We start from the raw sequence: 22911 nt of genomic DNA on the forward strand, positions 1-22911 counted from the left end.
TACGCGGCCCGCGCACGGCGGTCACCGGCCGGCGGGGCAGCAGGTCAGCCGGTCATCGGGCCAGGAAGCCGAGGACGGCGGTCAGGAGCCGAGGATGGTGGTCAGGAACTCGCCCGTCCACGCCAGCAGTTCCCGGCCGACGACCGGCTTGCCGCCGATCTTCCCGGTGGTCGGCCGCGGCACCAGGATCTGGTGCACCGCCGGCTTGATCACCGTACGCGGGTGCAGCCGCTTCAGCCGCAGCTCCTGCGATTCCCGCAACTCCACCGGCGCGAAGCGGATGTTGGACCCCTGGAGCACGATCTCGCCCACCCCGCAGGCCCGCGCCAGCATCCGCAGCCCGGCCACCAGGAGCAGGTTCTCCACCGGCTCCGGCAGCTTTCCGTAGCGGTCCGTCAGCTCCTCGCGGACGGCCCGGATGTCCTCCTCCGAGTTCGCCGAGGCGATGGCCCGGTACGCCTGGAGGCGCAGCCGCTCGCCCGGCGCGTAGTCGTGCGGGACATGCGCGTCCACGGGCAGCTCGATCTTGACCTCCAGCGGCGGCTCCTCCTCCACCCCGCCCTCCAGCGAGGCCCGGTAGTCCGCCACCGCCTCCCCGACCATCCGCACATAGAGGTCGAAGCCGACGCCCGCGATGTGCCCGGACTGCTCGCCGCCCAGCAGATTGCCCGCGCCCCGGATCTCCAGGTCCTTCATGGCGACATACATGCCCGCGCCCATCTCGGTGTGCTGCGCGATGGTGGCGAGACGTTCGTGCGCGGTCTCGGTGAGCGGCTTCTCCGGCGGGTACAGGAAGTACGCGTACCCCCGCTCCCGGCCCCGGCCGACCCGGCCGCGCAGCTGGTGGAGCTGGGAGAGGCCGAAGTTGTCACCGCGCTCCACGATCAGGGTGTTGGCGTTGGAGATGTCGATACCGGACTCCACGATCGTGGTGGAGACCAGCACATCGAACTTCTTCTCCCAGAAGTCCACCACGACCTGCTCCAGGGCCTGTTCGGACATCTGGCCGTGCGCGGTCGCGATCCGCGCCTCCGGCACGATGTCCCGCAGCCGGGCCGCCGCCCGGTCGATGGACTCGACCCGGTTGTGGATGTAGAAGACCTGGCCCTCGCGCAGCAGTTCACGCCGGATCGCGGCGCCGATCTGCTTCTCCTCGTACGGGCCGACGAAGGTCAGCACCGGGTGCCGCTCCTCCGGCGGGGTGGTGATGGTGGACATCTCGCGGATGCCGGTGACCGCCATCTCCAGGGTGCGCGGGATGGGCGTGGCGGACATGGTCAGCACATCCACGTTCGCCCGGAGCTTCTTCAGCTGCTCCTTGTGCTCCACACCGAAGCGCTGCTCCTCGTCGACCACGACCAGGCCCAGGTCCTTGAACTTGGTCTCCGAGGAGAACAGGCGGTGGGTGCCGATGACGATGTCGACCGAGCCGTCCCGCAGCCCCTCCAGGGTCGCCTTGGCCTCCGCGTCCGACTGGAAGCGGGAGAGCGCCCGGGTGACCACGGGGAACTGGGAGTACCGCTCGGTGAAGGTGCCGTAGTGCTGCTGCACCAGCAGGGTCGTGGGGACGAGGACGGCGACCTGCTTGCCGTCCTGGACGGCCTTGAACGCGGCCCGCACCGCGATCTCGGTCTTGCCGTAGCCCACGTCGCCGCAGATCAGGCGGTCCATCGGGACCGTCTTCTCCATGTCCTCCTTGACCTCGGCGATGGTGGAGAGCTGGTCGGGGGTCTCCGCGTACGGGAAGGCGTCCTCCAGCTCCCGCTGCCAGGGGGTGTCCGGGCCGAAGGCGTGGCCGGGGGCGGCCATCCGCGCCGAGTACAGCTTGATCAGGTCGGCGGCGATCTCCTTGACCGCCTTCTTGGCGCGCGCCTTGGTCTTCGTCCAGTCCGCGCCGCCGAGCCGGTGCAGGGTGGGGGCCTCGCCGCCCACGTACTTGGTGACCTGCTCCAGCTGGTCGGTGGGGATGTAGAGCCGGTCGCCGGGCTGGCCGCGCTTGGCGGGCGCGTACTCGACGAGCAGGTACTCGCGGGTGGCGCCCTGCACGGTGCGCTGCACCATCTCGATGTAGCGGCCGACGCCGTGCTGCTCGTGGACGATGTAGTCGCCGGCCTCCAGGGTCAGCGGGTCGATCGTCTTGCGGCGGCGGGTGGGCATCCGCTGCCCGTCCTTGCCGGCCGCCTTCTGCCCGGACAGGTCGGTCTCGGTGAGCACGGCCAGCTTCAGCGCCGGGTCCACGAAGCCGTGGTCGATGGAGCCGCAGGCGACATGCACAACGGAGGGCTCGATCGCGGTCAGGTCGGCGGTCAGCCGGGCGGCGATGCCCTCCCCGCCGAGCACCTCGACGGTGCGGGAGGCGGGGCCGTGCGCCTCGGTGACGTAGACCGTGCGCCAGCCGTCCGCGAGCCAGCCCTTGGTGTCGGCCAGCGCCCGGGCGGTGTCGCCGCGGTAGGTCTCGGGGGCGTGCATGCCGAGGGTGACGGTGTCCTCGGCCAGCTCCTCGTCCACCGCGAACGGGGACACCGACCACCACATCACGCCGAGTTCGCGGGCCCGGTCGCGGACGTCCGCGATGCCCCGCAGGGAGGCCGCGCCGACGTCGATCGGGGCCTCGCCCCCGCCGGCCGTCGCCGCCCAGGACGCCTGGAGGAACTCCTGACTGGTCGCCACCAGGTCGGCGGCCCGGGTGCGCACCCGCTCCGGGTCGCAGACCAGGGCCATGGCGCCCTCGGGGAGCACGTCGAGCAGCAGCTCCATCTCGTCGACGAGGACGGGCGCGAGGGACTCCATGCCCTCGACGGCGATCCCCTCGGCGATCTTCCCGAGGAGTTCGCCCAGCTCGGGGTGGGCCTCGGCGAGCGCGGCGGCCCGGCGGCGCACCTCGTCGGTGAGCAGCAGCTCCCGGCAGGGCGGCGCCCACAGCCCGTGCTCGGCGACCTCCAGGGACCGCTGGTCGGCCACCTTGAAGTAACGGATCTCCTCGACGTCGTCGCCCCAGAACTCCACCCGCAGGGGGTGCTCCTCGGTGGGCGGGAACACATCGAGGATGCCGCCGCGCACGGCGAACTCGCCGCGCTTCTCGACCAGTTCGACCCGGGAGTACGCGGCGGCCGCGAGGCCGTCCACGATCTGCGCCAGGTCCGCCTGCTGTCCGGTGCGCAGGGCGACGGGCTCCAGGTCGCCCAGGCCCTTGACCTGCGGCTGGAGCACGGAGCGGATGGGGGCGACGACGACGCTCACCGGCCCGGCGGCCGGGTCGTCGGCGGACGGGTGGGCGAGGCGGCGCAGCACGGCGAGGCGGCGGCCGACGGTGTCGGAGCGGGGCGAGAGCCGCTCGTGTGGCAGGGTCTCCCAGGACGGGTACTCGACGACCCCGTCCCCGGGGAGGAGCGAGCGCAGCGCGGCGGCCAGGTCCTCGGCCTCCCGGCCGGTGGCGGTGACGGCGAGCACCGTGCGACCGGTCTCCCGGGCGAGCGCGGCCACGGCGAAGGGCCGCGCGGCGGGCGGCCCCACCAGATCGACATCCGTGCGGTGACCGTCCGCGGCCGCCTTGACCGCACCGGCGAGTGCCGGATCACGGACGACGGCGTCGAGGAGACCGTGCAGGCTCATGGGTTTCCCGTCCAGAAAGCGAGGTGAGCGAGGGGGGTGTGCAACGCGAAGGACCCGACACGTCTCACGGGCCGGGGGTCCCCACCCTACGACGTCCCTCCGACACCCGCGCGGGTCCGCGGGTGTCCGCGCGGATGCGCGGGGGTGGGGTCGGGGCCGCCGCCCGGGCTCGCGCCCGGCGGGGCCGGGCGCGACGCACGCCCCGGCGGGGGCACGCGCCCCCGGCCCGGGTGAGCGCAGCTTCGCGCACGGGCGCACCCCGGCCGAGGCGGGGCCGGGGGCGACGGGGCGGAGTGGGCCCGGGCCCGGCCGGTCCGGCCCGAAGGGCGGGCCCCACGCGCACGCGCGCCCCGGCGCGGGGGTCCGTGCGGACCCCCGGCCGGGGTTCGGCCCGGCCCGGGACCCCCGTGCCCGGGTCGGGGCGGGGCCCGGGGTGCGGGCCCCGGGGGCTACTCCGTGGCGATCGCGTTCAGGACGTTCATGCGGCCCGCGCGGAACGCCGGTACCAGCGCGGCGAAGAGGCCCACGAACGCCGAGCCGATGAACACCGCGGTGATCGTCGGCCACGGGATCTCCAGGACCCCCAGGCCCTCCAGCGCCAGCAGCTTCTGCGCCGCCGTGCCCCAGCCCATGCCCAGTCCGAGGCCGAGCAGCGCGCCGAAGAGGGCGATGACCACGGACTCCAGGCGGATCATGCGGCGCAGCTGGCGGCGCGAGAGGCCGATCGCGCGCATCAGGCCGATCTCCCGCGTCCGCTCCACCACCGACAGCGCCAGGGTGTTCACGACACCGAGGACGGCGACCACGATCGCGAGCGCCAGCAGGCCGTAGACGATGTTCAGCAGCTGGCCGATCTGGTCCTTCAGATCCTGCTTGAAGTCGGTCTGGTTCTGCACCGTGTACTGCGGGTACGCGGCCAGCGACTCCTTGAGCGAGGCGTACGCCTCCTTCTCCTGGCCCTCCTCCGCCTTGGCGAACATGATCATGTTCGCGGGCATCCGGTCCGCCGGGACGTACTCCTGGGCCGTGGTGATGTTGGTGTACATCGAGCCCTTGTCGACATTGGTGTCGTCCGAGGTGATCGCGGCGACCCTCAGCTCCGCGGTCTTCCCGCCCCCGAACTCCACCTTCATGGTGTCGCCGACCTTCACCCCGTGCTTCTCCGCGTAGTCGGAGCCGACCGACATCGCGTTCTTCCCGTACGCGGCGGGCAGCGCGCCCGCCGTGGTCTCGCGCCGCAGGTCCTGCGCGTAGGTCGGGTCCGCGGCGACCAGGTGCTCCTTCTCCGCCGTGCCGCCCGGGGCGGTGAGCTTCACCGGGAGGACGCGGTACTCGGTGACGTGCGCGATGCCCGGCGTGCCCTCCAGCGCCTGCTGCGCCTTCGGCACGATCGGCGCGCCGTCGTTCGCGGCGGACTGGACGATGAAGTCCGCGCCGACCGACTTGTCCAGCTCCTCCGTCGCGGAGGCGACCATCGAGGAGCCGACCACCGACAGACAGGCGACCAGCGCCAGTCCGATCATCAGCGCCGCGCCGGTGGCGCCCGTACGGCGCGGGTTGCGCAGCGCGTTGCGCTCCGCCATCCGCCCGACCGGCCCGAAGACCCGCAGGACCACGGCGCCGATGACCCGGACCACGACACCCGCGAGCACCGGTCCGACGACCACGAAGCCGATCAGTGTGAACAGCACGCCGAGGCCGAGGAAGGCCGAGCCCTCGGACGCCTTCTCCGCCTGCGTCGCCGTGTACAGGGCCGCCGCGCCCACCAGGGTCAGCACCCCGCCGATCGCGCCGCGGATCTTCCCCGCGCGCCCGTCCGCCGGGGTCCCCGCGTCCCGCAGGGCGGCCATCGGGGAGACCTTGCCGGCCCGCCGCGCGGGCAGATAGGCGGCGACGACGGTGACGACGACGCCGAGCACCAGCCCGACCACCGGAGTCGTCCACTTCACCGTGAGGTCGTCCGTGGACAGGTTCATGCCGACCGCGGACATCAGCTCCATCAGCCCCACGGCCAGCCCCACCCCGGCGGCGACACCGGCGATCGAGCCGACGACCCCGAGGAGCACCGCCTCGATCAGCACCGAGCGGTTGACCTGCTTGCGGCTGGAGCCGATGGCCCGCATCAGGCCGATCTCACGGGTGCGCTGGGCGACCAGCATGGAGAAGGTGTTGACGATGAGGAAGACGCCGACGAGCAGCGCGATCCCGGCGAAGCCGAGCATCGCGTACTTCATCACGTCGAGGAAGGAACCGATCTCCTCGCGGCCCGAGTCGGCCGCCTCCTTCGCCGTCTGGAGCGTGTAGGGGCCGTCCAGCGCGGCGGCCACGTCGCTCTTCAGCCGCTCGTCGGCGACGCCGGGCGCGGCGGTGACGTAGACCTGGGTGAACAGCCCCTCCTCGCCGAGGAGTTCACGCTGGGCGGTGGCGGTGTCGAAGTAGACGACCGCGGCACCGGGGTTGGTGACCGTGAAGGCGGCGACGCCGGAGATCTTCGCGGTGAAGTCGCCGGTGACGGCGATGGTGCGCAGCTCGTCGCCCAGCTTCAGACCGTGCTTGTCGGCCGTGTCCGCGTCGACCATCACCTCGGTGGGGCCGCGCGGGGCGTGACCGGAGGCGATCTTCATCGACTTGAGCTCGTGGTCCGTCCAGTTGGCCGCGATGGTGGGCGCGCCGGTGGTGGACCCCATGTTCTTGTTCTCGGAGTTCACGACGGTCACGCTCAGGCTGGTGACCGCGCCCTGGGCGGACTCGACGCCCGGCACGGCGCGGACCGTCTCCACGAGGGAGGCGGGCAGCGTCTGAGGACGGCCGGTCGCCGGCATGCCGTTGTCGTTCTCGTCGCCGGACTCCTCGGGGCCGACGGTGACATCGGCCGAGGAGACGGCGAAGAGCTTGTCGAAGGTGGTGTTCATCGTGTCGGTGAACACCAGGGTCCCCGACACGAACGCGACGGACAGCAGCACGGCCACCGCGGAGAGCGCCATCCGGCCCTTGTGGGCGAGGAAGTTGCGCAGGGAGGTCTTCAGGACGCTCATGACGTGCGCCCCTCGGCACCCGTGGCGGAGCCCCCGGCGGCACCGGGACCGGTGGCGGGCTGCTGCGGGCCGCCGGCGCCCGGTCCGGAGAAGCGCCGCATGCGGTCGAGGACGGCCTCGGCGGTGGGCCGCTCCATCTCGTCCACGATCCGGCCGTCCGCGAGGTAGAGGACCCGGTCCGCGTAGGCGGCGGCGACCGGGTCGTGGGTGACCATGACGATGGTCTGGCCCAGCTCGTCGACCGAGCGGCGCAGGAAGCCCAGGACCTCGGCCCCGGCGCGGGAGTCCAGGTTGCCGGTGGGCTCGTCCCCGAAGATGATCTCGGGCCGGGCGGCCAGCGCGCGGGCGACCGCGACCCGCTGCTGCTGCCCGCCGGAGAGCTGCGCCGGCCGGTGCTTCAGCCGGTCCGCGAGGCCCACCGTCTCCACGACACGGTTCAGCCAGGCGACGTCGGGCTTCCGGCCGGCGATGTCCATGGGGAGGGTGATGTTCTCCAGCGCGTTCAGCGTCGGCAGCAGGTTGAACGCCTGGAAGATGAAGCCGATCCGGTCCCGGCGGAGCTGGGTGAGCTTCTTGTCCTTCAGGCCGGTGATCTCGGTGTCGTCGACGAAGATCTGGCCGGAGGTCACGGTGTCGAGGCCGGCGAGGCAGTGCATCAGCGTCGACTTGCCGGAACCCGACGGGCCCATGATCGCGGTGAACTGCCCGCGCCGGATGTCGACGTCGACGTGGTCGAGCGCGACGACCCGCGTCTCCCCCGCCCCGTACGCCTTGACGACCTGCCGTCCCCGCGCGGCGACGGCCGTCCGCCCTGAAATGTCCCCGTCCGAGGGGGTGGTCACAGCCGTGGTCACGGTGGGTCTCCTAGCTCTGGGATGCGGTGGACGACGCGGACGGACAGGTGCCGCCGCGGGCGTTTCGCGCGTTGCGTCGTATGTCGAAGTCTTCCTGCGGGGGCGGAGGAAATCGCTGGTGCGCGGCGCAGTCCCGGTGCGGGGGTTTTCCCCACCTCCACGTGACCGGCGCCGCGCCCCGGCCCTTCGCCCTGGCATAAAGCCACCGTAAGGAGAGGACCCCTCGCTTCTCGTCGTCCGCCGGGACGAACGGTCCCTGGGCAGAAATAGGGGGCCGCCCCTAAGGGCTCTCCACCCCTGGGTGGAGAGCCGTCTCCTCCTCGCCCCCGCCGGGCCGGGACCGGCCGGGGCGAGTCGGGGGCGGGGTCGGGCGCACAGGATCGTCACCGAAACGACATACCGTACGGTCGGTAACCCCTTACGACATCCTCTACCGCTGAGTAACGTACGCGGACCACTCAGCGCCACCCGCACCCGTCCCCTGCTGGGCGGCAAGGAGCACGTCGATGTCGTACCACCACCCCCTGTCCGAACCCCCACCGCCGAGAAACCGCACCGACGGACGGCACCGGCAGCCCGGCCACGGCCCGGGCACCACCCGACCCACCGGCCCCACCGGACCCTCCAGTCCCGCCTGGGGCGACCCCATGGACTGGGGCTCCCCCGCGTACGACCCGTACACCGCCCCGGCCGGCGGCGCGCCCGCGTACGACCCCTTCACCGCGGACCACCGCGACTTCGCCACGGACCACCGCGACGCCTTCCCGGAACCCGGCCGCCAGGGCCCGCCGCCCGGCCCCGGACACCGGGCCGCCCCCGGCGACGGCCACGGCCGCGGCGACCGCGAGGGCATCCGGCGGCTCGGCTCCGCCTACAAGCTGCTCCGCCGCGTCTCCACCCTCACCGCGCTCGGCTACTTCGTCCTCTACCTGCTGCTCTCCGCCTACGCCCCCGGCCTGATGACCACCGCCGTCAGCGGCGGCCTCACCGTCGGGGTCCTGCTCGGGCTCATCCAGCTGCCCGTCGCCCTCGCCGCCATCGCCGTCTACGAACGCATCGCCCGCGTCCGCGTCGACCCCCGCGCCCGGGAGGTCCGCGAACGGGCCGAGGCGGCCGGGACCGCACCCACCGCGGCCGACCGCCCCGCCCGCCGCCGCACGACCGGAGGTGCCCGGGCATGAACGGCCTCACCGGATTCAGCTCCGACGCCCAGACCCTGTCCCTGATGGCGTTCATCGCCGTCATCACCGTCACGCTCCTGCTCTGCGTGATGACCGGACCCGACCGGGACGACCTCGGCGAGTTCTACACCGGCTACCGCTCCCTCTCCCCCGTGCAGAGCGGCCTCGCCATCGCGGGCGACTACATCTCCGCCGGCACCGTCCTCGGCACCGCCGGCATCGTCGCCCTCCTCGGCTACGACGGCCTCTCGCTCACCCTGAGCACCGTGCTCTCCCTGGTCCTGATGATGTTCCTGCTGGCCGAACCCCTGCGGAACGCGGGCCGGTTCACCATGGGCGACGTCCTCACCCGGCGCTCCCCCGGCCCCGCCGTCCGGATCACCGCGGCCGCCGTCACCCTCACCGCCCTGCTGCCGCTGGTGATCTTCCAGCTCGCGGGCGCGGGCGACCTGCTCGCCGTCGTCCTCGGCTTCCACGCCGACGGCTTCAAGACGGGCGCCATCGTCTTCCTCGGCCTGCTGATGATCGCCTACGCGGCCATCGGCGGGATGAAGGGCACCGCGTTCATCCAGATCGTCAAGACGATCGTCCTCCTCGGCGCCTCCACCGCCGTCGCCGTCCTGGTCCTCGAACGCTTCGACTTCAGCCTGCCCACCCTGCTCGACGCCGCCGCCCGCGGCAGCGGCGCCGGGGAGGCGTACCTCTCCGCGGGGCTCCAGTTCGGCGGCGACGGCCTCGACATGATCAGCGCACAGCTCACCGTCGTCCTCGGCGCGGCCGTCCTGCCGCACATCACCATGCGCATGTTCACCGCGCGGAACGCCACCGCCGTACGGCGCTCGATGTCCTGGGCCGTCTCCACCGTCGTGGTGACCTGCCTGCTCATCGCGATCATCGGCTTCGGCGCGGCGGCACTCGTGGGCCGCGAGATCCTCGTCGCGGGCGATCCCCAGGGCAAGACCGCCTATCTGATGGTCACCCAGGCGGTCCTGGGCACCGACCCCAGCGCGGCCGGGACCCTGCTGTTCACGGCCGTCGCCACCGCCGTCTTCCTCACCCTGCTCGCCTCCGTCGCCGGGATCACCCTCGCCTGCGCCAACACCCTCGCGCACGACCTGGTCGCGCACGGGCTGCGCCGGGCACGCCTCTCCCACACCGCCGAGATGGCCGTCGCCCGCGGCGCGGCGGCCGGCGTCGGACTCGTCGCCCTCGCGGTCGCGGCCGGGGCCCGGCACCTCAACCTCCAGGCCCTGCTGATGCTCTCCTTCTGCATCGGCGCCTCCGCCGTCGCCCCGGCCCTCGTCTACAGCCTCTTCTGGCGCCGCTACTCGCGCTCCGGACTCCTGTGGACCCTGCTCACCGGCACCGGCTCCGCCCTGCTGCTGATGACCGGCACCACCCTGGTCTCCGGCTCGCCCGGGGCGGTCTTCCCCGACGCCGACTTCGCCTGGTTCCCGTACACCACGACCGGCCTGGTCTCCGCGCCCCTCGGCTTCCTGGCCGGCTGGTTCGGCACCGTCCTCGGCGAACGCCGCGGGGGCGACGGGGGCCGGGACGCCGAGCGGCTGCGCTACGAGGCGGTCGAGCCGACCATCCTGGCCGGTGTGCCGGCTCCCGGACGCGACCCGGAACCGGTCTCCTGACACGTGCCAGCGGCCCTTCGGCCACGGGGCACGAGCAACGACGACGGGCGGGCGCGCCCCGGCGGTGAACTCCGCCGGGACGCCCGCCCGTTGTCTGTTGTCCCGCGGAGGGTCAGCTCACAGCAGGCCGTCCCACATCTGCTCCAGCAGCACCGACCACCAGCTCTCCGGCGAGGACAGCGCCGCCGGGTCCAGCGCCGCCAACTGCGCCTGGAAGTCGACCGTCCAGCGGCCCGCCTGCTCCGGGGTGAGCCCGAACCGCAGCCGCCACATCCGGCCGAGCAGCGCCATACAGCGCACGAACTCCGGCAGACCCGTGTTCACGAACTGCGGCGCCACCGACTGCCCGCCGGGACCCGCCTCCACCGGCACGGCCACGATGTGCGCCGTGCCGTACTGGACGCAGATCGCCCGCCCGAAGTCACTGCCCAGCACCAGGTACGAGCCCGCGTCCGGGGCCGGCTGCACCTGCCGCTGCGCCGCCAGCTCCGCCAGCGTCGGCACCACCGGCTGGGCCGGCTGCGCCCAGAAGAACGGGTTGAAGTCACCCGGCAGCCCGGCCCACACCAGGGTCGCCGCCACGATCTCCGGCACCCCCTGACGCGAGACGGCCCGCTGGTCGAAGCGGCACAGCCCCTGCGGACCGAACGCGGCGGCCAGCTCGTGCGCCACCCCCTCCGGCGGAACCGGCGGCGCGGGCGGCACCTGCGGCAGCGGCGCCCGCACCGGCGCCGGACGCGCCGGACCGTCCGCGACCTGGTGCAACTCGCCCTGGTGGGCCAGCAGTTGCCGCATGCCCTGCTGACGCGAGGCATGGTCGCGGCCGTACGGGGCGATGGACGTGATCCGGGCCTGCGGCCAGGTCTCACGGATCATCCGCGCACAGTACGCGCCCGGCAGCTCGCAGGACTCCAGCTCGGTGTGCAGCTCCAGCACCTGCTGCGGCGGCACGTTCATCGCCCGCAGCTCGTGCAGGATCTGCCACTCCGGGTGCGGGGTGCCCGGCGCCGAACGCCGGATCAGCTGCGCCTCGGAACCGTCGGCCGCCCGGTAGCGCAGCACCGCCTGGTAGCCGGGGCCGACCGTCGGCACACCGGAGGGCTGCTGCGGATAGCCGTACCCGCCGGGCGCACCCGGCGGCGGCCCGGGCGGGCCGGGGGGCTGCGGCGCACCGGGGCCCACGGGCGAGGGGCCGGCGAGCATCGTCGCGGCATGGTGCACACCTCCGCCGGGGGACGGGGTCCCGCCGGGCGGCGGCGTCGAACCCGGCGCGGGCGGCGGACCGGGCGGACCCGGAGGCTGCGGCGCACCCGGACCCGTCTGGGCCGGACCGGCGAGCATCGTCGCCGCGTGGTGCACAGCGCCCGGAGGCGGGGTCCCACCCGGCGGCGGCGTCGAACCCGGCGCGGGCGGCGGACCGGGCGGACCCGGAGGCTGCGGCGCACCCGGACCCGTCTGCGCGGGCCCGGCCAGCATCGTCGCGGCATGGTGCACACCGCCCGGAGGCGGGGTCGAACCCTGCGGCACGGGCGGCGGGGTGGAGCCAGGGGCAGGCGGCGGACCGGGGGGACCCGGAGGCTGCGGCGCACCCGGACCCGTCTGCGCGGGCCCGGCCAGCATCGTCGCGGCATGGTGCACACCGCCCGGAGGCGGGGTCGAACCCTGCGGCACGGGCGGCGGGGTGGAGCCAGGGGCAGGCGGCGGACCGGGGGGACCCGGAGGCTGCGGCGCCCCCGGACCGGACTGCGGGGTGAGCTGCGTCGGCAGATAGCCGCCCGCCGGCGCACCCGGCGCACCCGGACCCGACGGCGGAGGCGTCGCCCCCGGCCGCGCACCGGGCGTACCCGGGGCCCCGGGCGGAGGCGGCGGGGTCGCGCCACCGCCGCCGCGCGCACCGCGCGGCGGCAGGACGGCCTTGCTGGTGGCCGCGTCGGCGATGTCGGCGGCGCCGGGGGGCGGCGTCGAACCGGCGGGCGGCGCCGCCGGGGTGCCGGGCGGGGTCGTCGGCCCCGGACCGGCCGGGCCGGCCTGCGGGGAGAGCGCCGGGGAGACGGCCGTCGGCGGCAACCGGCTGCCACCCGCCATCAGCGCCGTCGGCGCGTCCGGCGCCACCGGCGGAGGCGTGTCCGCCCGGTCCGGCGAGACCGGCGGCGCGAACACGGTGGCCGGCAGCGGCACGGACACGTCGTCCCCGCCGTCCCTGCTGGTGTCCGTCCACCCGGTGCCACCGCCCGAGGACGCCGAGGCGGGCACCCCGTCGTTGGCCGTCGGCTCGTGATCCGCCCCGCCCGCGGCGGGCCACGACGGCGATGCGGCCGGCGCGCCACCGCCCTGGGAGCCGCCCGCGGGCGGCCAGGCGGACGCCGCCGGGGCCTCGTCGTCACCGTCACCGTCACCGGAGCGGGCCGGGACGGGAGCGTCGGCGGGCTCCGCCGGACCGGGCACCGGCGCGTCCGCCTCCGGGGCGTCCGCGCCGGGACCGGCGACCGGGCCCGCAGCGGCGGAAGCAGCGGCACCCGAACCCGAACCCGAAGTCGAACCCGAACCCGAGGTCGAACCCGAACCCGCGCGCCGGTCCGGAATGCCCAGCCGGTCCGCCGCCTCCTGCAACCACTCCGGCGGACTCAGCAGGAACGAGGTCTGATTCAGATCGATCCGCTCCGGAGCCTGCCCGTCGGCGGCCGGGGCCGGCACCACGGCCGCCCCGTACTCCTCCTCGTACCGGCGGATCACCTCACCCACCGGCAGCCCGGGCCACAGCGTCACCTCACCGCTGTCCCGCGCGATCACCAGCCGCTGCCGCCCGCCGTCGCCACGGACACCGCCCTCGCGGTCCTCCGCCCACACCACGAACCCCAGCTCGAACTCCCGCACCCGCACCTCACGGTGCTGATACGCGGGCACATCGCCGTTCACCCACTCCTCGGCGCGCTCCTGCGCCTGCGCGAACGTCACCATCGGTCGCTCACCCCTCGCCCGGCTCGGGCACCGGCACCGCTCGCGCGAAACCGCCGTCCACCATCAGATTCGCCACGGTCTCCAGCTCCGGCGGACTGCCCGCCAACCGCTGCAGGAACGCGTCGAAGTCCTCGCCGCACGGCAGCAGCAGCCGCTCCACCCGCTCCTGGACACTCCAGCCGTCCTGATCCCGCGCGTCGTCGTACGCGCAGAACCACACCGAGCCGACGTCCGGGCCCCGCACCTTCAGCGCCAGGATCCCGCCCTGGACGAAGGCCACACCCAGGTAGTCCTTCGTCAGATGGTCCCGCAGGCACTTGTTCGCGTACACCAGGTCATTGACCGCGGCCTCGTCCCGGACGGTCAGGAACGGCTGGTCCACCAGCAGCCCCAGCTCCGCGTCGAGCGCCACACCCACCGGCGCACACCCGGCCGCCGCCTTCAGAAACGCGCGGTACGGGCCCGGCAACCGGTACCCCAGGTCCTCCTCGACCCCCTGCACCTGCGACTCCGACAGGCTCACCGCGTTCCTCGGCAGCCCGAAGTGCGTCGGCCGCGTCTCCTGCAACGGACGCGTGCCCCGCTTGCCCTGATCCACCCCGGCCGTCGCCAGACCGCCGTGATGACGCAGCAGCGCCTTCACCTCCACCGGCACGAGCTCCAGACGGCGCGAATCCGGCACGTGATGCCACGTCCACCCGTGCGGCGTCGCCACCGGCGGCAACGACTCCCACAACGGGTGCCCGTCCGCGTGCAGCGCCGCGTTCGCCGACACATAGTCGGTGAGCCGCAGCTCGTCCACACCGAAACCCTCCGGCGGCTCCGCGATCTCCGCGGCCGCCCGGGCGTACGGCGAGAAGTCCGGAAAACCCGACTCGTCGACCCGCACCCCCCGAGGATGGCGCTGGGCCCGGACCGGATCCGGGAAGTGCACGACCTGCCCGGCGTAGGCCGCGTTCGGTGGCGCGGTACGCGCGCCGGACCCGGGGCTCATGGCTGCCCCCAGGTCCTGCCGACCTGTCGTCATGGCGATTTGCCCCCTGTGGCGTCTGGCTGGTTCGACACAGCCTATGCGGTACGGCAAGAGAGCCCACCGGCCCGCCGCCCCCGTAACGAACAGTCACTTTCGGGTGACCCACAGCCCATCCGGCGACACGTTTCAGCGACCCAGCTTCCACACCGCCCGTCCCATTTGGCAGGCTGTTCCCTCGCATACTCGGGGGAGTGCACGGAGGGGACCCACAGCACCATGCACACAGCGCAACCAAGCCAGGCACACGGCACCACCGGTGACCCACGCCTCAGCTGGAGCAGCGACGACGCGGCACGCCCGCCCGGACTGCGCCACCGCCGCGACGGCATCCTGCCCGCCGTCGCCGCCGCCCTCTCCGTACGGGGCGAGACCCTCACCGGCACCGCCGGCAAAGGAGACCAGCCACCACCCCTCCACCCCCTCGTCCAGGACTTCCTGGACACCCTCACCAGCGGCCAGCGCGAACGCTTCACCGGCCGCTGCCCCGAAGCCATCCTCATCTCCCGGCACCTCACCGCCGCCGAGACCCAGCGCTCCAAACGCGCCCAGCGCAAACCCCTCAGCCACAGCGAGGCCCGCCGCTCCCTCAAACACGCCAAGCTCACCGCACGGCGCATCCGCGAGGACGGCGACCCCCTCCACGGCAGCTACGCACCCCCCTGCCGCTCCTGCACAGCCCTGCTCGACCACTTCGGCGTACGCCCCGTCGACCCCACCGCGACCCAGCACGGCTGACCACAACAGCCGCCCCCAACGGCAGGCCCACAACGGCTGACCCCCATAAGAACGGCTGACACCCACACCGATGCCCGACCATCTGAGCACCACGCGCTTCCCCGTCGCCGTCGACGCCGCCCTGCGCGAAGCCGGCTGGCAACCCGGACGCTGGGACATAAAGCAGGCCGAACACTGGGCCGACAGCCTCCGCGCCCACTCCTCCCCCGCCGGCCACCGGCACAGCGTCTTCCCCGCCGTCGTCGAAGCCTGGGCCGAATTCGGCGGCCTCACCCTCACCGCACCCGGACCCGGACGCCAGCACGCCCCCGCGCCCGTCCACTTCGACCCCCTCGCCGGCCTCCACCTCGCCCGCACCTTCGGCGACCTCGGCCGCGCCCTCGACACCGAGATCTCCCCCCTCGGCCGCGAAGGCGACCACCAGGCCGTCCTCGCCATGGACACCGAAGGCCGCGTCTACAGCATCGACCACACCGGCGACTGGTACCTCGGCCCCGACATCGACCAGGCCCTCACCACCCTCGTCAACGGCATCCAGCCCACCCGCCTCACCGCCGACTGACACCGACACCGGACGGGCGCGGACGGGCCGGGGGCCGGGGCAGAGCGCCGGGGGCCGGGGTCGGGGGCCGGGTGACCCCCGACCCGGAAGACTCAGGCCACCCGCGCGCCCTCCCGGTCCGGCAACACCGCCGACACCCGGAACCCCCCCACCTCCGTCGGCCCCGACACGAACACCCCGCCCAGCGCCGTCACCCGCTCCCGCATCCCCACCAGACCGTTCCCCCCACTCGGCAGCCCCGGCCCGCCGGCCGCACCCGCCGCCCCCGGCGCACCGTTCTCCACCTGCATCGCGACCTCCGCCTCCCGATGCGCCAACCGCACCCGCACCGTCGCCCCCGCCGCATGCTTGTGCACGTTCGTCAACGCCTCCTGCACCACCCGGTACGCCGTCTGCTCCACCTCCGGCGCATAACCCCGCGCATCCCCCTGCACCGCGAAATCCACCACCATCCCCGCCTGCCGCGACTGCCCCACCAGACCCTCGATGTCCGCCAACGACGGACCGTCCTGCGCCGCCGCCGCGGCCGCCGCGGCCGCCGCCGCACCCACCGCCGCCAACGGCACCGGCTTCACCTCCACGGACGCCGCCGCCTCCTCACCCGCGCGCAGCACCCCCAGCATCTCCCGCAACTCCGTCAGCGCCTGCCGGCCCATGTCCCCCACCAGCGCCGCGTTCTTCACCGCCTTCTGCGGATCCTTCAACGCCACCGCCTGCAACGCCGCCGCATGCACCACCATCAACGACACCCGGTGCGCCACCACATCGTGCATCTCCCGCGCGATCCGCGTCCGCTCCTCCTGACGCGCCCACTGCGCCCGCTCCTCCGCCCGGTCCGCCAGCAGCGACAACTCCTGCTCCAGGCTGTCCGCCCGCTCCCGCAGACTCTCCATCAACCGCCGCCGCGCCCCTATGTACAGACCGAACAGCACCGGCGGCGCCGTCAGCCCGAGCGACAGGAACACGGACGTCACCGGCACGTACCACGCCCCGTAGTCCACCGTCCCGGCCTGCACGTCCTGCCGCACCCGCACGAACGTCACGATGAACGTCGCCGTCAGGGACATCCCCGCCAGCGTCCCCACGATCCGCCGCGGCACCTCCGAGGCCGCCAGCGTGTACAGCCCCACCACGGCCATCAGATAGCCCATCTCGGCCGGCGTCGTCGCCACCGACACCAGCACCACCGCGATCGGCCACCGCCGCCGCAGCACCAGCACCGACCCCACGACCAGACCGAACAGCACCCCCAACGGCACCGGCAGAGCGGCCTGATCCGCGAACCCCACCCCCTGCGCGGCACACTCCGCGGCCGACGCCGCCGCCAACCCCACATCCAGCACGGCACTGCGCCGCCGCTCCCACCACAGCCACGCCCGGGCGGTCGAACCCGCGGCGCCCTGCTCTGCCCCCGTTGCGGTCATGCTTCCCAGACTACGGGCGGGGCAACGCCGATTCCGTGGCGTACGGAAGCGCGCGGGTCGCACACGCTGCCCGCGAATGCACCCGAAACACTCGAACTGGTGAATCGATCAGGAATTCGACCCGGACCGGATCATTCCGGGTGAAGATCTCCCCATGAAACGCGACACGGGCCTCCGAGCCGACTTCACCGACCTCCGCGACCAGGCCGTCGCCCTCCGCCGCGAGGGCCTCAGCCTCCGCCAGATCCGCGACCGCCTCCACATCCACAACAACGACCTCCTCCACCGCCTCGTCAAAGGCGAACCCCCACCGGAATGGACCAAACGCCCCAACGCCAAGGACGACCTCCGCGCCCGGGCCCGCACCCTCCGCCTCGCCGGCATGACCTACGACCAGATCCAACTCGAACTCGGCTGCTCCAAGAGCTCCATATCCCTCTGGGTCCGCGACCTCCCGAAACCGGAGCCCCGCCATACCGAGGAGGAGCAGCGGGCCCTGATGAACGCGGGCCTCGCCCGGGTGAGAGCGGCGCGGGACGAGGAGCGGAAGGCAATGAAGGCCGAGGCCGAGCGGAGCGTGGGTGCGCTCTCCGACCGGGAGCTGATGCTGGTGGGCACCGCGCTCTACTGGGCGGAAGGCGGCAAGGACAAACCGTGGGACCGCAGAGAGCACCTGAAGTTCATCAACAGCGACCCGGAGGTGATCAAGCTCTACATCCGGTGGCTGGAACTGCTCGGCGTCACCCGTCAACAGCTCCGCCTGACGCTGAACATCCATGAGAGCGCCGACGTCGCGGAGGCCCACGCGTACTGGGCCCGGCTCACCGGCACGGACGCGTCGCACTTCAACAAGCCGGTGATCAAGCGCCACAACCCGCTGACGCGACGCAAGAACACCGGCGCGGCGTACCGCGGAGCGCTGACGATTTACGTAAAGGGAAGCGCGGCCCTCTACCGTCGCATGGAAGGCACTTGGTACGGCATAGTAGGGGCTGCCCTGGCGCCCGAGACACAGAATCGGACATAGGGTGCATACCATCCCGGGTCGTCTAATGGTAGGACAAATGGTTTTGGTCCATTGAATGAGGGTTCGATTCCTTCCCCGGGAGCCCCATCCTCGGTTCGGGTCCTGACCTCCACGGTCGGGACCCGCACTCGTTTCACGTTCGAAACCCCCCGGTATCCTTCGGATGTCACCCCCACCCGAAGCCGAAGGGCACCACCGTGAGCGCCAACCGCCCGGCCGCCGTCGTCGTTCTCGCAGCGGGTGAGGGCACCCGTATGGAGTCGAAGACCCCCAAGGTTCTGCACGAAATCGCCGGCCGTTCGCTGGTCGGGCATGTCGTCGCGGCGGCGCGGGAGCTGGCGCCCGAGCAGTTGGTCGTGGTCGTGGGGCACGCGCGCGAGCAGGTCGAGGCGCACCTCGGGGAGCACTGGTCGGGTACGCGTACCGCGTTCCAGGCGGAGCAGAACGGCACCGGCCATGCCGTGCGCATGGGTCTGGAGGAGTTGGGCGGGGAGCCGCGCGGCACGGTGATCGTGGTGTGCGGGGACACTCCGCTGCTGACCGGCGGGACGCTGGCGGCGCTGGCGGCCACGCACGAGGCGGACGGGAACGCGGTGACGGTCCTTACGGCCGAGGTGCCGGACGCCACGGGTTACGGGCGGATCGTGCGGGACGCGGCCTCGGGCGCGGTCACGGAGATCGTGGAGCACAAGGACGCCTCGGAGGAGCAGCGGGCGGTCCGGGAGATCAATTCCGGGGTGTTCGCGTTCGACGGCGCCCTGTTGGCGGACGCGCTGAAGAAGGTGCGGACGGACAACAGTCAGGGTGAGGAGTATCTGACGGATGTGCTCGGGATTCTGCGGAGTGCGGGTCACCGGGTGGGTGCGTCGGTGGCGGCGGATCACCGGGAGATCCTGGGGATCAACAACCGGGTGCAGTTGTCCGAGGCGCGGGGTCTGCTGAACGCGCGGTTGCTGGAGCGGGCGATGCTGGCGGGTGTGACGGTGGTGGATCCGTCGTCGGTGCTGGTGGATGTGACGGTGACGTTCGAGCCGGACGCGGTGGTGCATCCGGGGACGCAGTTGCTGGGTGCGACGCATGTGGGTGAGGGCGCGGAGGTCGGTCCGAACACGCGGCTGCGGGACACGGCGGTGGGTGCGGGTGCCCGGGTGGACAACACGGTGGCGGAGTCGGCGGAGGTCGGCGAGGGCGCGTCGGTGGGCCCGTTCGCGTATCTGCGGCCGGGTACGCGGCTGGGTGTGAAGAGCAAGATCGGCACGTATGTCGAGACGAAGAACGCGACGATCGGTGAGGGCACGAAGGTGCCGCATCTGTCGTATGTCGGGGATGCGACGATCGGTGAGTTCACGAACATCGGGGCGGCGAGCGTGTTCGTGAACTACGACGGTGAGGCGAAGCACCACACGACGATCGGCTCACACTGCAAGACGGGGTCGGACAATATGTTTGTGGCTCCTGTCACGGTGGGGGACGGCGCCTACACGGCCGCGGGGTCGGTGATCACGAAGGATGTGCCGGCGGGTTCGCTGGCCGTCGCCCGTGGCCAGCAGCGGAATATCGAGGGCTGGGTGGCTCGTAAGCGCCCGGGAAGTGCTGCCGCGCAGGCCGCGGCGGCGGCGACGGAGGGTGTCGCCGGGGAGAACTGACCGGAAACGGGTGCGTCGAACTCGGCGTACCGTGATACGTGCACACAAATTCGGCTGGCTCGTGTCAGGACCTTCCTGGGCTCCCTGGGTTGCCGCGGCCAGAGAACACGTCTGAGGAGACAGTGCTGTGACCGGGATCAAGACGACCGGCGAGAAGAAGATGATGCTCTTCTCCGGCCGCGCCCACCCCGAGCTGGCCGAGGAGGTTGCGCACCAGTTGGGTGTGGGCCTCGTCCCGACGAAGGCTTTCGATTTCGCCAACGGTGAGATCTATGTCCGCTTCCAGGAGTCGGCCCGTGGTGCGGACTGCTTCCTGATGCAGAGCCACACGGCTCCGATCAACAAGTGGATCATGGAGCAGTTGATCATGATCGATGCTCTGAAGCGGGCCTCGGCCCGGAGCATCACCGTGATCATCCCGTCGTACGGCTATGCGCGGCAGGACAAGAAGCACCGTGGGCGTGAGCCGATCTCGGCGCGGCTGATCGCGGATCTGCTGAAGACGGCGGGCGCGGACCGGATTCTCACGGTGGATCTGCACACGGACCAGATCCAGGGCTTCTTCGACGGTCCGGTGGACCATCTGTCGGCGCTGCCGGTGCTGGCGGACTACGTGGGCGCGAAGGTGGACCGGTCGAAGCTGACGATCGTGTCCCCGGACGCGGGCCGGGTGCGGGTGGCGGACCGGTGGTGCGACCGGCTGGACGCGCCGCTGGCGATCGTGCACAAGCGCCGGGACAAGGACGTCGCGAACCAGGTGACGGTCCACGAGGTCGTGGGTGAGGTCAAGGGCCGGGTGTGTGTCCTGGTCGACGACATGATCGACACGGCGGGCACGATCTGCGCCGCGGCGGACGCGTTGTTCGCGAACGGTGCGGAGGATGTGATCGTGACGGCGACGCACGGCATCCTGTCGGGTCCGGCGGCGGACCGGCTGAAGAACTCGAAGGTGAGCGAGTTCGTGCTGACGAACACGCTGCCGACGCCGGGTGAGCTGGAGCTGGACAAGATCAAGGTGCTGTCGATGGCGCCGACGATCGCCCGTGCGGTGCGTGAGGTGTTCGAGGACGGTTCGGTGACGAGCCTCTTCGAGGAGGACAAGTAGAAACCGGGTTTCGCACGGCGGCCCCCGGTGATCCATTTGGGTCGCCGGGGGCCGCCGCGTAGACTGCGTGAGTTGCTCGGCGAGGGAGGCCGCACTTCTGGTGCGGCGGTCCGTTATCGACGCGCTCTTCGTAGCAGGCCAGTCGTGGCCGGGTGACCGCCACCATTCTGTTTCTGCATATACGAGGAGTGCACATGTCCGAGGTGAAGCTCGCCGCCGAGGTCCGCTCGGAGTTCGGCAAGGGCGCCGCCCGCCGTATCCGCCGTGACAACAAGGTTCCCGGTGTGCTGTACGGCCACGGTTCCGACCCGATCCACGTGACCCTGCCGGGCCACGAGCTGCTGCTGGCGCTGCGTACGCCGAACGTTCTGATCTCCCTGGACATCGAGGGCAAGAACGAGCTGGCGATCCCGAAGGCCGTGCAGCGCGACCCGCTGAAGGGCTTCCTGGAGCACGTCGACCTGCTGCTGGTCAAGCGCGGCGAGAAGGTCACGGTCGAGGTTCCGGTGCAGGCCGAGGGCGAGCTGGCCCCGGGCAACTACCTGCTGGAGCACGTTCTGAACGCGCTGCCGGTCGAGGCCGAGGCCACCCACATCCCCGAGTCCGTCTCGGTGTCCGTCGAGGGCCTGGAGGCCGGCGCCTCCGTCCTGGCGAAGGACATCACGCTGCCCAAGGGCACCACGCTGGCCGTCGAGGAGGACGCGGTCGTCCTCCAGGTCCTGGCCGCGCAGGCCGAGGAGCCGGCTGCCGAGGGCGCCGAGGGCGAGGGCGACGAGGCCGCCGAGGCCTGAGTCGTAAGCTCTGTGTGACCGGGGTGGCGGGCTGCGGCCCGCCACCCCGTCTCTTTTTCTGTCGGGCCGGTGACGAGGAGACGCGGCGCTGATGTCGGATGTGAACGCCCCCTGGCTGATCGTGGGGCTCGGCAATCCCGGTCCGGGGTATGCGGCGAATCGCCACAACGTGGGGTTCATGGTGGCGGATCTGCTGGCGGACCGGGTGGGTGGTTCGTTCAAGCGGGCGCAGAAGGCGCAGGCCCAGGTGCTGGAGGGGCGGATCGGTGCGCCGGGGCCGGCGGGCCGGCGGGTGGTGCTGGTGAAGCCGATGTCGTACATGAATCTGTCGGGTGGTCCGGTGACGGCGCTGCGGGACTTCTACAAGGTGCCGACGGCCCAGGTGGTGGCGGTGCACGACGAGTTGGACATCGACTACGGGGTGCTGCGGCTGAAGCTGGGCGGCGGGGACAACGGGCACAACGGTCTGAAGTCGATGACGAAGGCGATGGGTCCGGACTACCACCGGGTGCGGTTCGGGATCGGGCGGCCGCCGGGGCGGATGCAGGTCGCGGACTTCGTGCTGAAGGACTTCTCCTCGACGGAACACAAGGAGCTGGACTGGTTCGTGGACCGGGCGGCGGACGCGGTGGAGTGTCTGGTGCTGGACGGTCTGGAGCGGGCGCAGGGGACGTACAACTCCTGAGCGGCGCGGGCCGGTCGACGGGGCGGGGCCGGTCGGTCGCCGGGTCCGGCTCCCGGTTCGGCCCCGGGGTGAGTTGACCGATGGTGGGCCCATGGCCAAGGATCCCGGGCCATGAAGCGGAACTCCTCCGCCCGGTTGATCATTCACGCCCGTAACGCGGTGATGGCCCTCGTGGCGCTGATCCTGCTGGTGGCGGGCTTCTGGACGTCGTGGGGCGATGCGCAGCACATCCTGCTGTCCAAGGGGCGGGAGCACGGCACGCTGACGGTGGACCGCTGTGCGGACGGGGTGTGCACGGGCCCGTACGCGCCGGTGGCCCCCGCCCCGGACCGGGACGCGGTGACGATCGAGGAGTCGGTCGCGGTGAGGAAGGGCGAGGTGCTGGCCGTGGTGCTGCGGCCGGGGAGCACCGAGGCGCTGCGGACGGGTCCGGCGGGCGGTCTGTACGCGTGGCAGCCGCTGGGGGGTGCGCTGCTGCTGGCGGCGCTGGTGATCGGGGGCGGGCTGCGGCTGGCGCGTCCGGCGTGGATCTCGGCGGGTCTGGGCGGTGCGCTGCTGGTGGGGTCGTTCCTGGCCCTGTGAGCGGGCGCCCGCGTACGGCGGCGCCCCCGTCCGGAGGA

At 72.5% G+C, this 22911-nt stretch carries 16 protein-coding genes and 1 tRNA gene; 11 read left to right on the forward strand and 6 right to left on the reverse strand.

Annotation, left to right across the window (positions count from 1 at the left end):
- Positions 1-81: 81 nt before the first annotated feature.
- The 3 genes from mfd to ABZ457_RS15190 form a co-directional block, all read right to left on the reverse strand.
- On the reverse strand, positions 82-3612 hold the full coding sequence (gene mfd, locus ABZ457_RS15180; protein WP_359157919.1) for a transcription-repair coupling factor: 3531 nt from the start codon (positions 3610-3612) through the stop codon (positions 82-84).
- Between the two features lie 449 nt (positions 3613-4061).
- Positions 4062-6647 carry an FtsX-like permease family protein gene (locus tag ABZ457_RS15185; RefSeq protein WP_359157922.1) on the reverse strand — a complete coding sequence of 862 codons (2586 nt, stop codon included), beginning with the start codon at positions 6645-6647 and terminating at the stop codon, positions 4062-4064.
- A complete protein-coding gene (locus tag ABZ457_RS15190; RefSeq protein WP_359157924.1) occupies positions 6644-7501 on the reverse strand; it encodes an ABC transporter ATP-binding protein in 858 nt (285 codons plus the stop codon). The genes ABZ457_RS15185 and ABZ457_RS15190 overlap by 4 nt, the downstream gene beginning before the upstream one ends.
- A gap of 506 nt (positions 7502-8007) precedes the next feature.
- Between ABZ457_RS15190 and ABZ457_RS15195 the strand changes: the two genes are divergently transcribed.
- Entirely contained in the window at positions 8008-8682 is a 675-nt protein-coding gene (locus ABZ457_RS15195) for a DUF485 domain-containing protein (protein WP_359157926.1), read from the forward strand.
- Complete coding sequence (locus ABZ457_RS15200; protein WP_359157928.1) at positions 8679-10325, forward strand: cation acetate symporter; 1647 nt, start codon at positions 8679-8681, stop codon at positions 10323-10325. Before ABZ457_RS15195 ends, ABZ457_RS15200 begins: the two co-directional genes overlap by 4 nt.
- Positions 10326-10442: 117 nt before the next feature.
- On the opposite strand, the gene ABZ457_RS15205 is transcribed toward ABZ457_RS15200, so the two are convergent.
- The gene (locus tag ABZ457_RS15205; RefSeq protein ID WP_359157930.1) at positions 10443-13283 is read right to left on the reverse strand and encodes an SUKH-4 family immunity protein; all 2841 of its coding nucleotides are present in this window, start codon (positions 13281-13283) and stop codon (positions 10443-10445) included.
- Between the two features lie 7 nt (positions 13284-13290).
- Positions 13291-14277 (reverse strand): SMI1/KNR4 family protein, encoded by a 987-nt coding sequence (locus tag ABZ457_RS15210; protein ID WP_359157933.1) that lies wholly within the window; start codon positions 14275-14277, stop codon positions 13291-13293.
- A gap of 255 nt (positions 14278-14532) precedes the next feature.
- Here ABZ457_RS15210 and ABZ457_RS15215 point away from each other — a divergent pair, with 255 nt between their 5' ends.
- Positions 14533-15051, forward strand: coding sequence for a YwqJ-related putative deaminase (locus ABZ457_RS15215; protein ID WP_359157935.1), 519 nt, complete (start codon positions 14533-14535; stop codon positions 15049-15051).
- 70 nt (positions 15052-15121) lie between these two features.
- Positions 15122-15613: an SUKH-3 domain-containing protein gene (locus tag ABZ457_RS15220; RefSeq protein WP_359157937.1), complete on the forward strand. Its 492-nt coding sequence runs from the start codon at positions 15122-15124 to the stop codon at positions 15611-15613.
- 92 nt (positions 15614-15705) lie between these two features.
- Here ABZ457_RS15220 and ABZ457_RS15225 read toward each other — a convergent pair whose 3' ends face one another.
- Positions 15706-17037 carry a histidine kinase gene (locus ABZ457_RS15225; protein ID WP_359157939.1) on the reverse strand — a complete coding sequence of 444 codons (1332 nt, stop codon included), beginning with the start codon at positions 17035-17037 and terminating at the stop codon, positions 15706-15708.
- Positions 17038-17191: 154 nt separating this feature from the next.
- Here ABZ457_RS15225 and ABZ457_RS15230 point away from each other — a divergent pair, with 154 nt between their 5' ends.
- The 7 genes from ABZ457_RS15230 to ABZ457_RS15260 all read left to right on the forward strand — a co-directional run bounded on the left by ABZ457_RS15230 (position 17192) and on the right by ABZ457_RS15260 (position 22873).
- Entirely contained in the window at positions 17192-18064 is an 873-nt protein-coding gene (locus ABZ457_RS15230; protein ID WP_359157941.1) for a hypothetical protein, read from the forward strand.
- 11 nt (positions 18065-18075) lie between these two features.
- Positions 18076-18146: transfer RNA gene (locus tag ABZ457_RS15235), tRNA-Gln, on the forward strand.
- Between the two features lie 115 nt (positions 18147-18261).
- A complete protein-coding gene (gene glmU / locus ABZ457_RS15240; RefSeq protein ID WP_359157943.1) occupies positions 18262-19710 on the forward strand; it encodes a bifunctional UDP-N-acetylglucosamine diphosphorylase/glucosamine-1-phosphate N-acetyltransferase GlmU in 1449 nt (482 codons plus the stop codon).
- 127 nt (positions 19711-19837) lie between these two features.
- The gene (locus ABZ457_RS15245) at positions 19838-20815 is read left to right on the forward strand and encodes a ribose-phosphate diphosphokinase (RefSeq protein WP_359157945.1); all 978 of its coding nucleotides are present in this window, start codon (positions 19838-19840) and stop codon (positions 20813-20815) included.
- Positions 20816-21009: 194 nt separating this feature from the next.
- Positions 21010-21606 carry a 50S ribosomal protein L25/general stress protein Ctc gene (locus ABZ457_RS15250; protein WP_359157947.1) on the forward strand — a complete coding sequence of 199 codons (597 nt, stop codon included), beginning with the start codon at positions 21010-21012 and terminating at the stop codon, positions 21604-21606.
- Between the two features lie 91 nt (positions 21607-21697).
- Complete coding sequence (gene pth / locus ABZ457_RS15255) at positions 21698-22291, forward strand: aminoacyl-tRNA hydrolase (RefSeq protein ID WP_359157949.1); 594 nt, start codon at positions 21698-21700, stop codon at positions 22289-22291.
- 111 nt (positions 22292-22402) lie between these two features.
- Complete coding sequence (locus ABZ457_RS15260; protein WP_359157951.1) at positions 22403-22873, forward strand: hypothetical protein; 471 nt, start codon at positions 22403-22405, stop codon at positions 22871-22873.
- Positions 22874-22911 lie beyond the last annotated feature (38 nt).

The sequence above is a fragment of the Streptomyces sp. NPDC005805 genome, assembly GCF_040630445.1.
Classification (GTDB): domain Bacteria; phylum Actinomycetota; class Actinomycetes; order Streptomycetales; family Streptomycetaceae; genus Streptomyces.

Bases quoted from the DNA above. Each gene is read 5' to 3' on its own strand.
- mfd (WP_359157919.1), bottom strand. From the start codon at position 3,612: ATGAGCCTGCACGGTCTCCTCGACGCCGTCGTCCGTGATCCGGCACTC.
- ABZ457_RS15185 (WP_359157922.1), bottom strand. From the start codon at position 6,647: ATGAGCGTCCTGAAGACCTCCCTGCGCAACTTCCTCGCCCACAAGGGC.
- ABZ457_RS15195 (WP_359157926.1), top strand. From the start codon at position 8,008: ATGTCGTACCACCACCCCCTGTCCGAACCCCCACCGCCGAGAAACCGC.
- ABZ457_RS15200 (WP_359157928.1), top strand. From the start codon at position 8,679: ATGAACGGCCTCACCGGATTCAGCTCCGACGCCCAGACCCTGTCCCTG.
- ABZ457_RS15205 (WP_359157930.1), bottom strand. From the start codon at position 13,283: ATGGTGACGTTCGCGCAGGCGCAGGAGCGCGCCGAGGAGTGGGTGAAC.
- ABZ457_RS15210 (WP_359157933.1), bottom strand. From the start codon at position 14,277: ATGAGCCCCGGGTCCGGCGCGCGTACCGCGCCACCGAACGCGGCCTAC.
- ABZ457_RS15215 (WP_359157935.1), top strand. From the start codon at position 14,533: ATGCACACAGCGCAACCAAGCCAGGCACACGGCACCACCGGTGACCCA.
- ABZ457_RS15220 (WP_359157937.1), top strand. From the start codon at position 15,122: ATGCCCGACCATCTGAGCACCACGCGCTTCCCCGTCGCCGTCGACGCC.
- ABZ457_RS15225 (WP_359157939.1), bottom strand. From the start codon at position 17,037: ATGACCGCAACGGGGGCAGAGCAGGGCGCCGCGGGTTCGACCGCCCGG.
- ABZ457_RS15230 (WP_359157941.1), top strand. From the start codon at position 17,192: ATGAAACGCGACACGGGCCTCCGAGCCGACTTCACCGACCTCCGCGAC.
- ABZ457_RS15250 (WP_359157947.1), top strand. From the start codon at position 21,010: ATGTCCGAGGTGAAGCTCGCCGCCGAGGTCCGCTCGGAGTTCGGCAAG.
- pth (WP_359157949.1), top strand. From the start codon at position 21,698: ATGTCGGATGTGAACGCCCCCTGGCTGATCGTGGGGCTCGGCAATCCC.
- ABZ457_RS15260 (WP_359157951.1), top strand. From the start codon at position 22,403: ATGAAGCGGAACTCCTCCGCCCGGTTGATCATTCACGCCCGTAACGCG.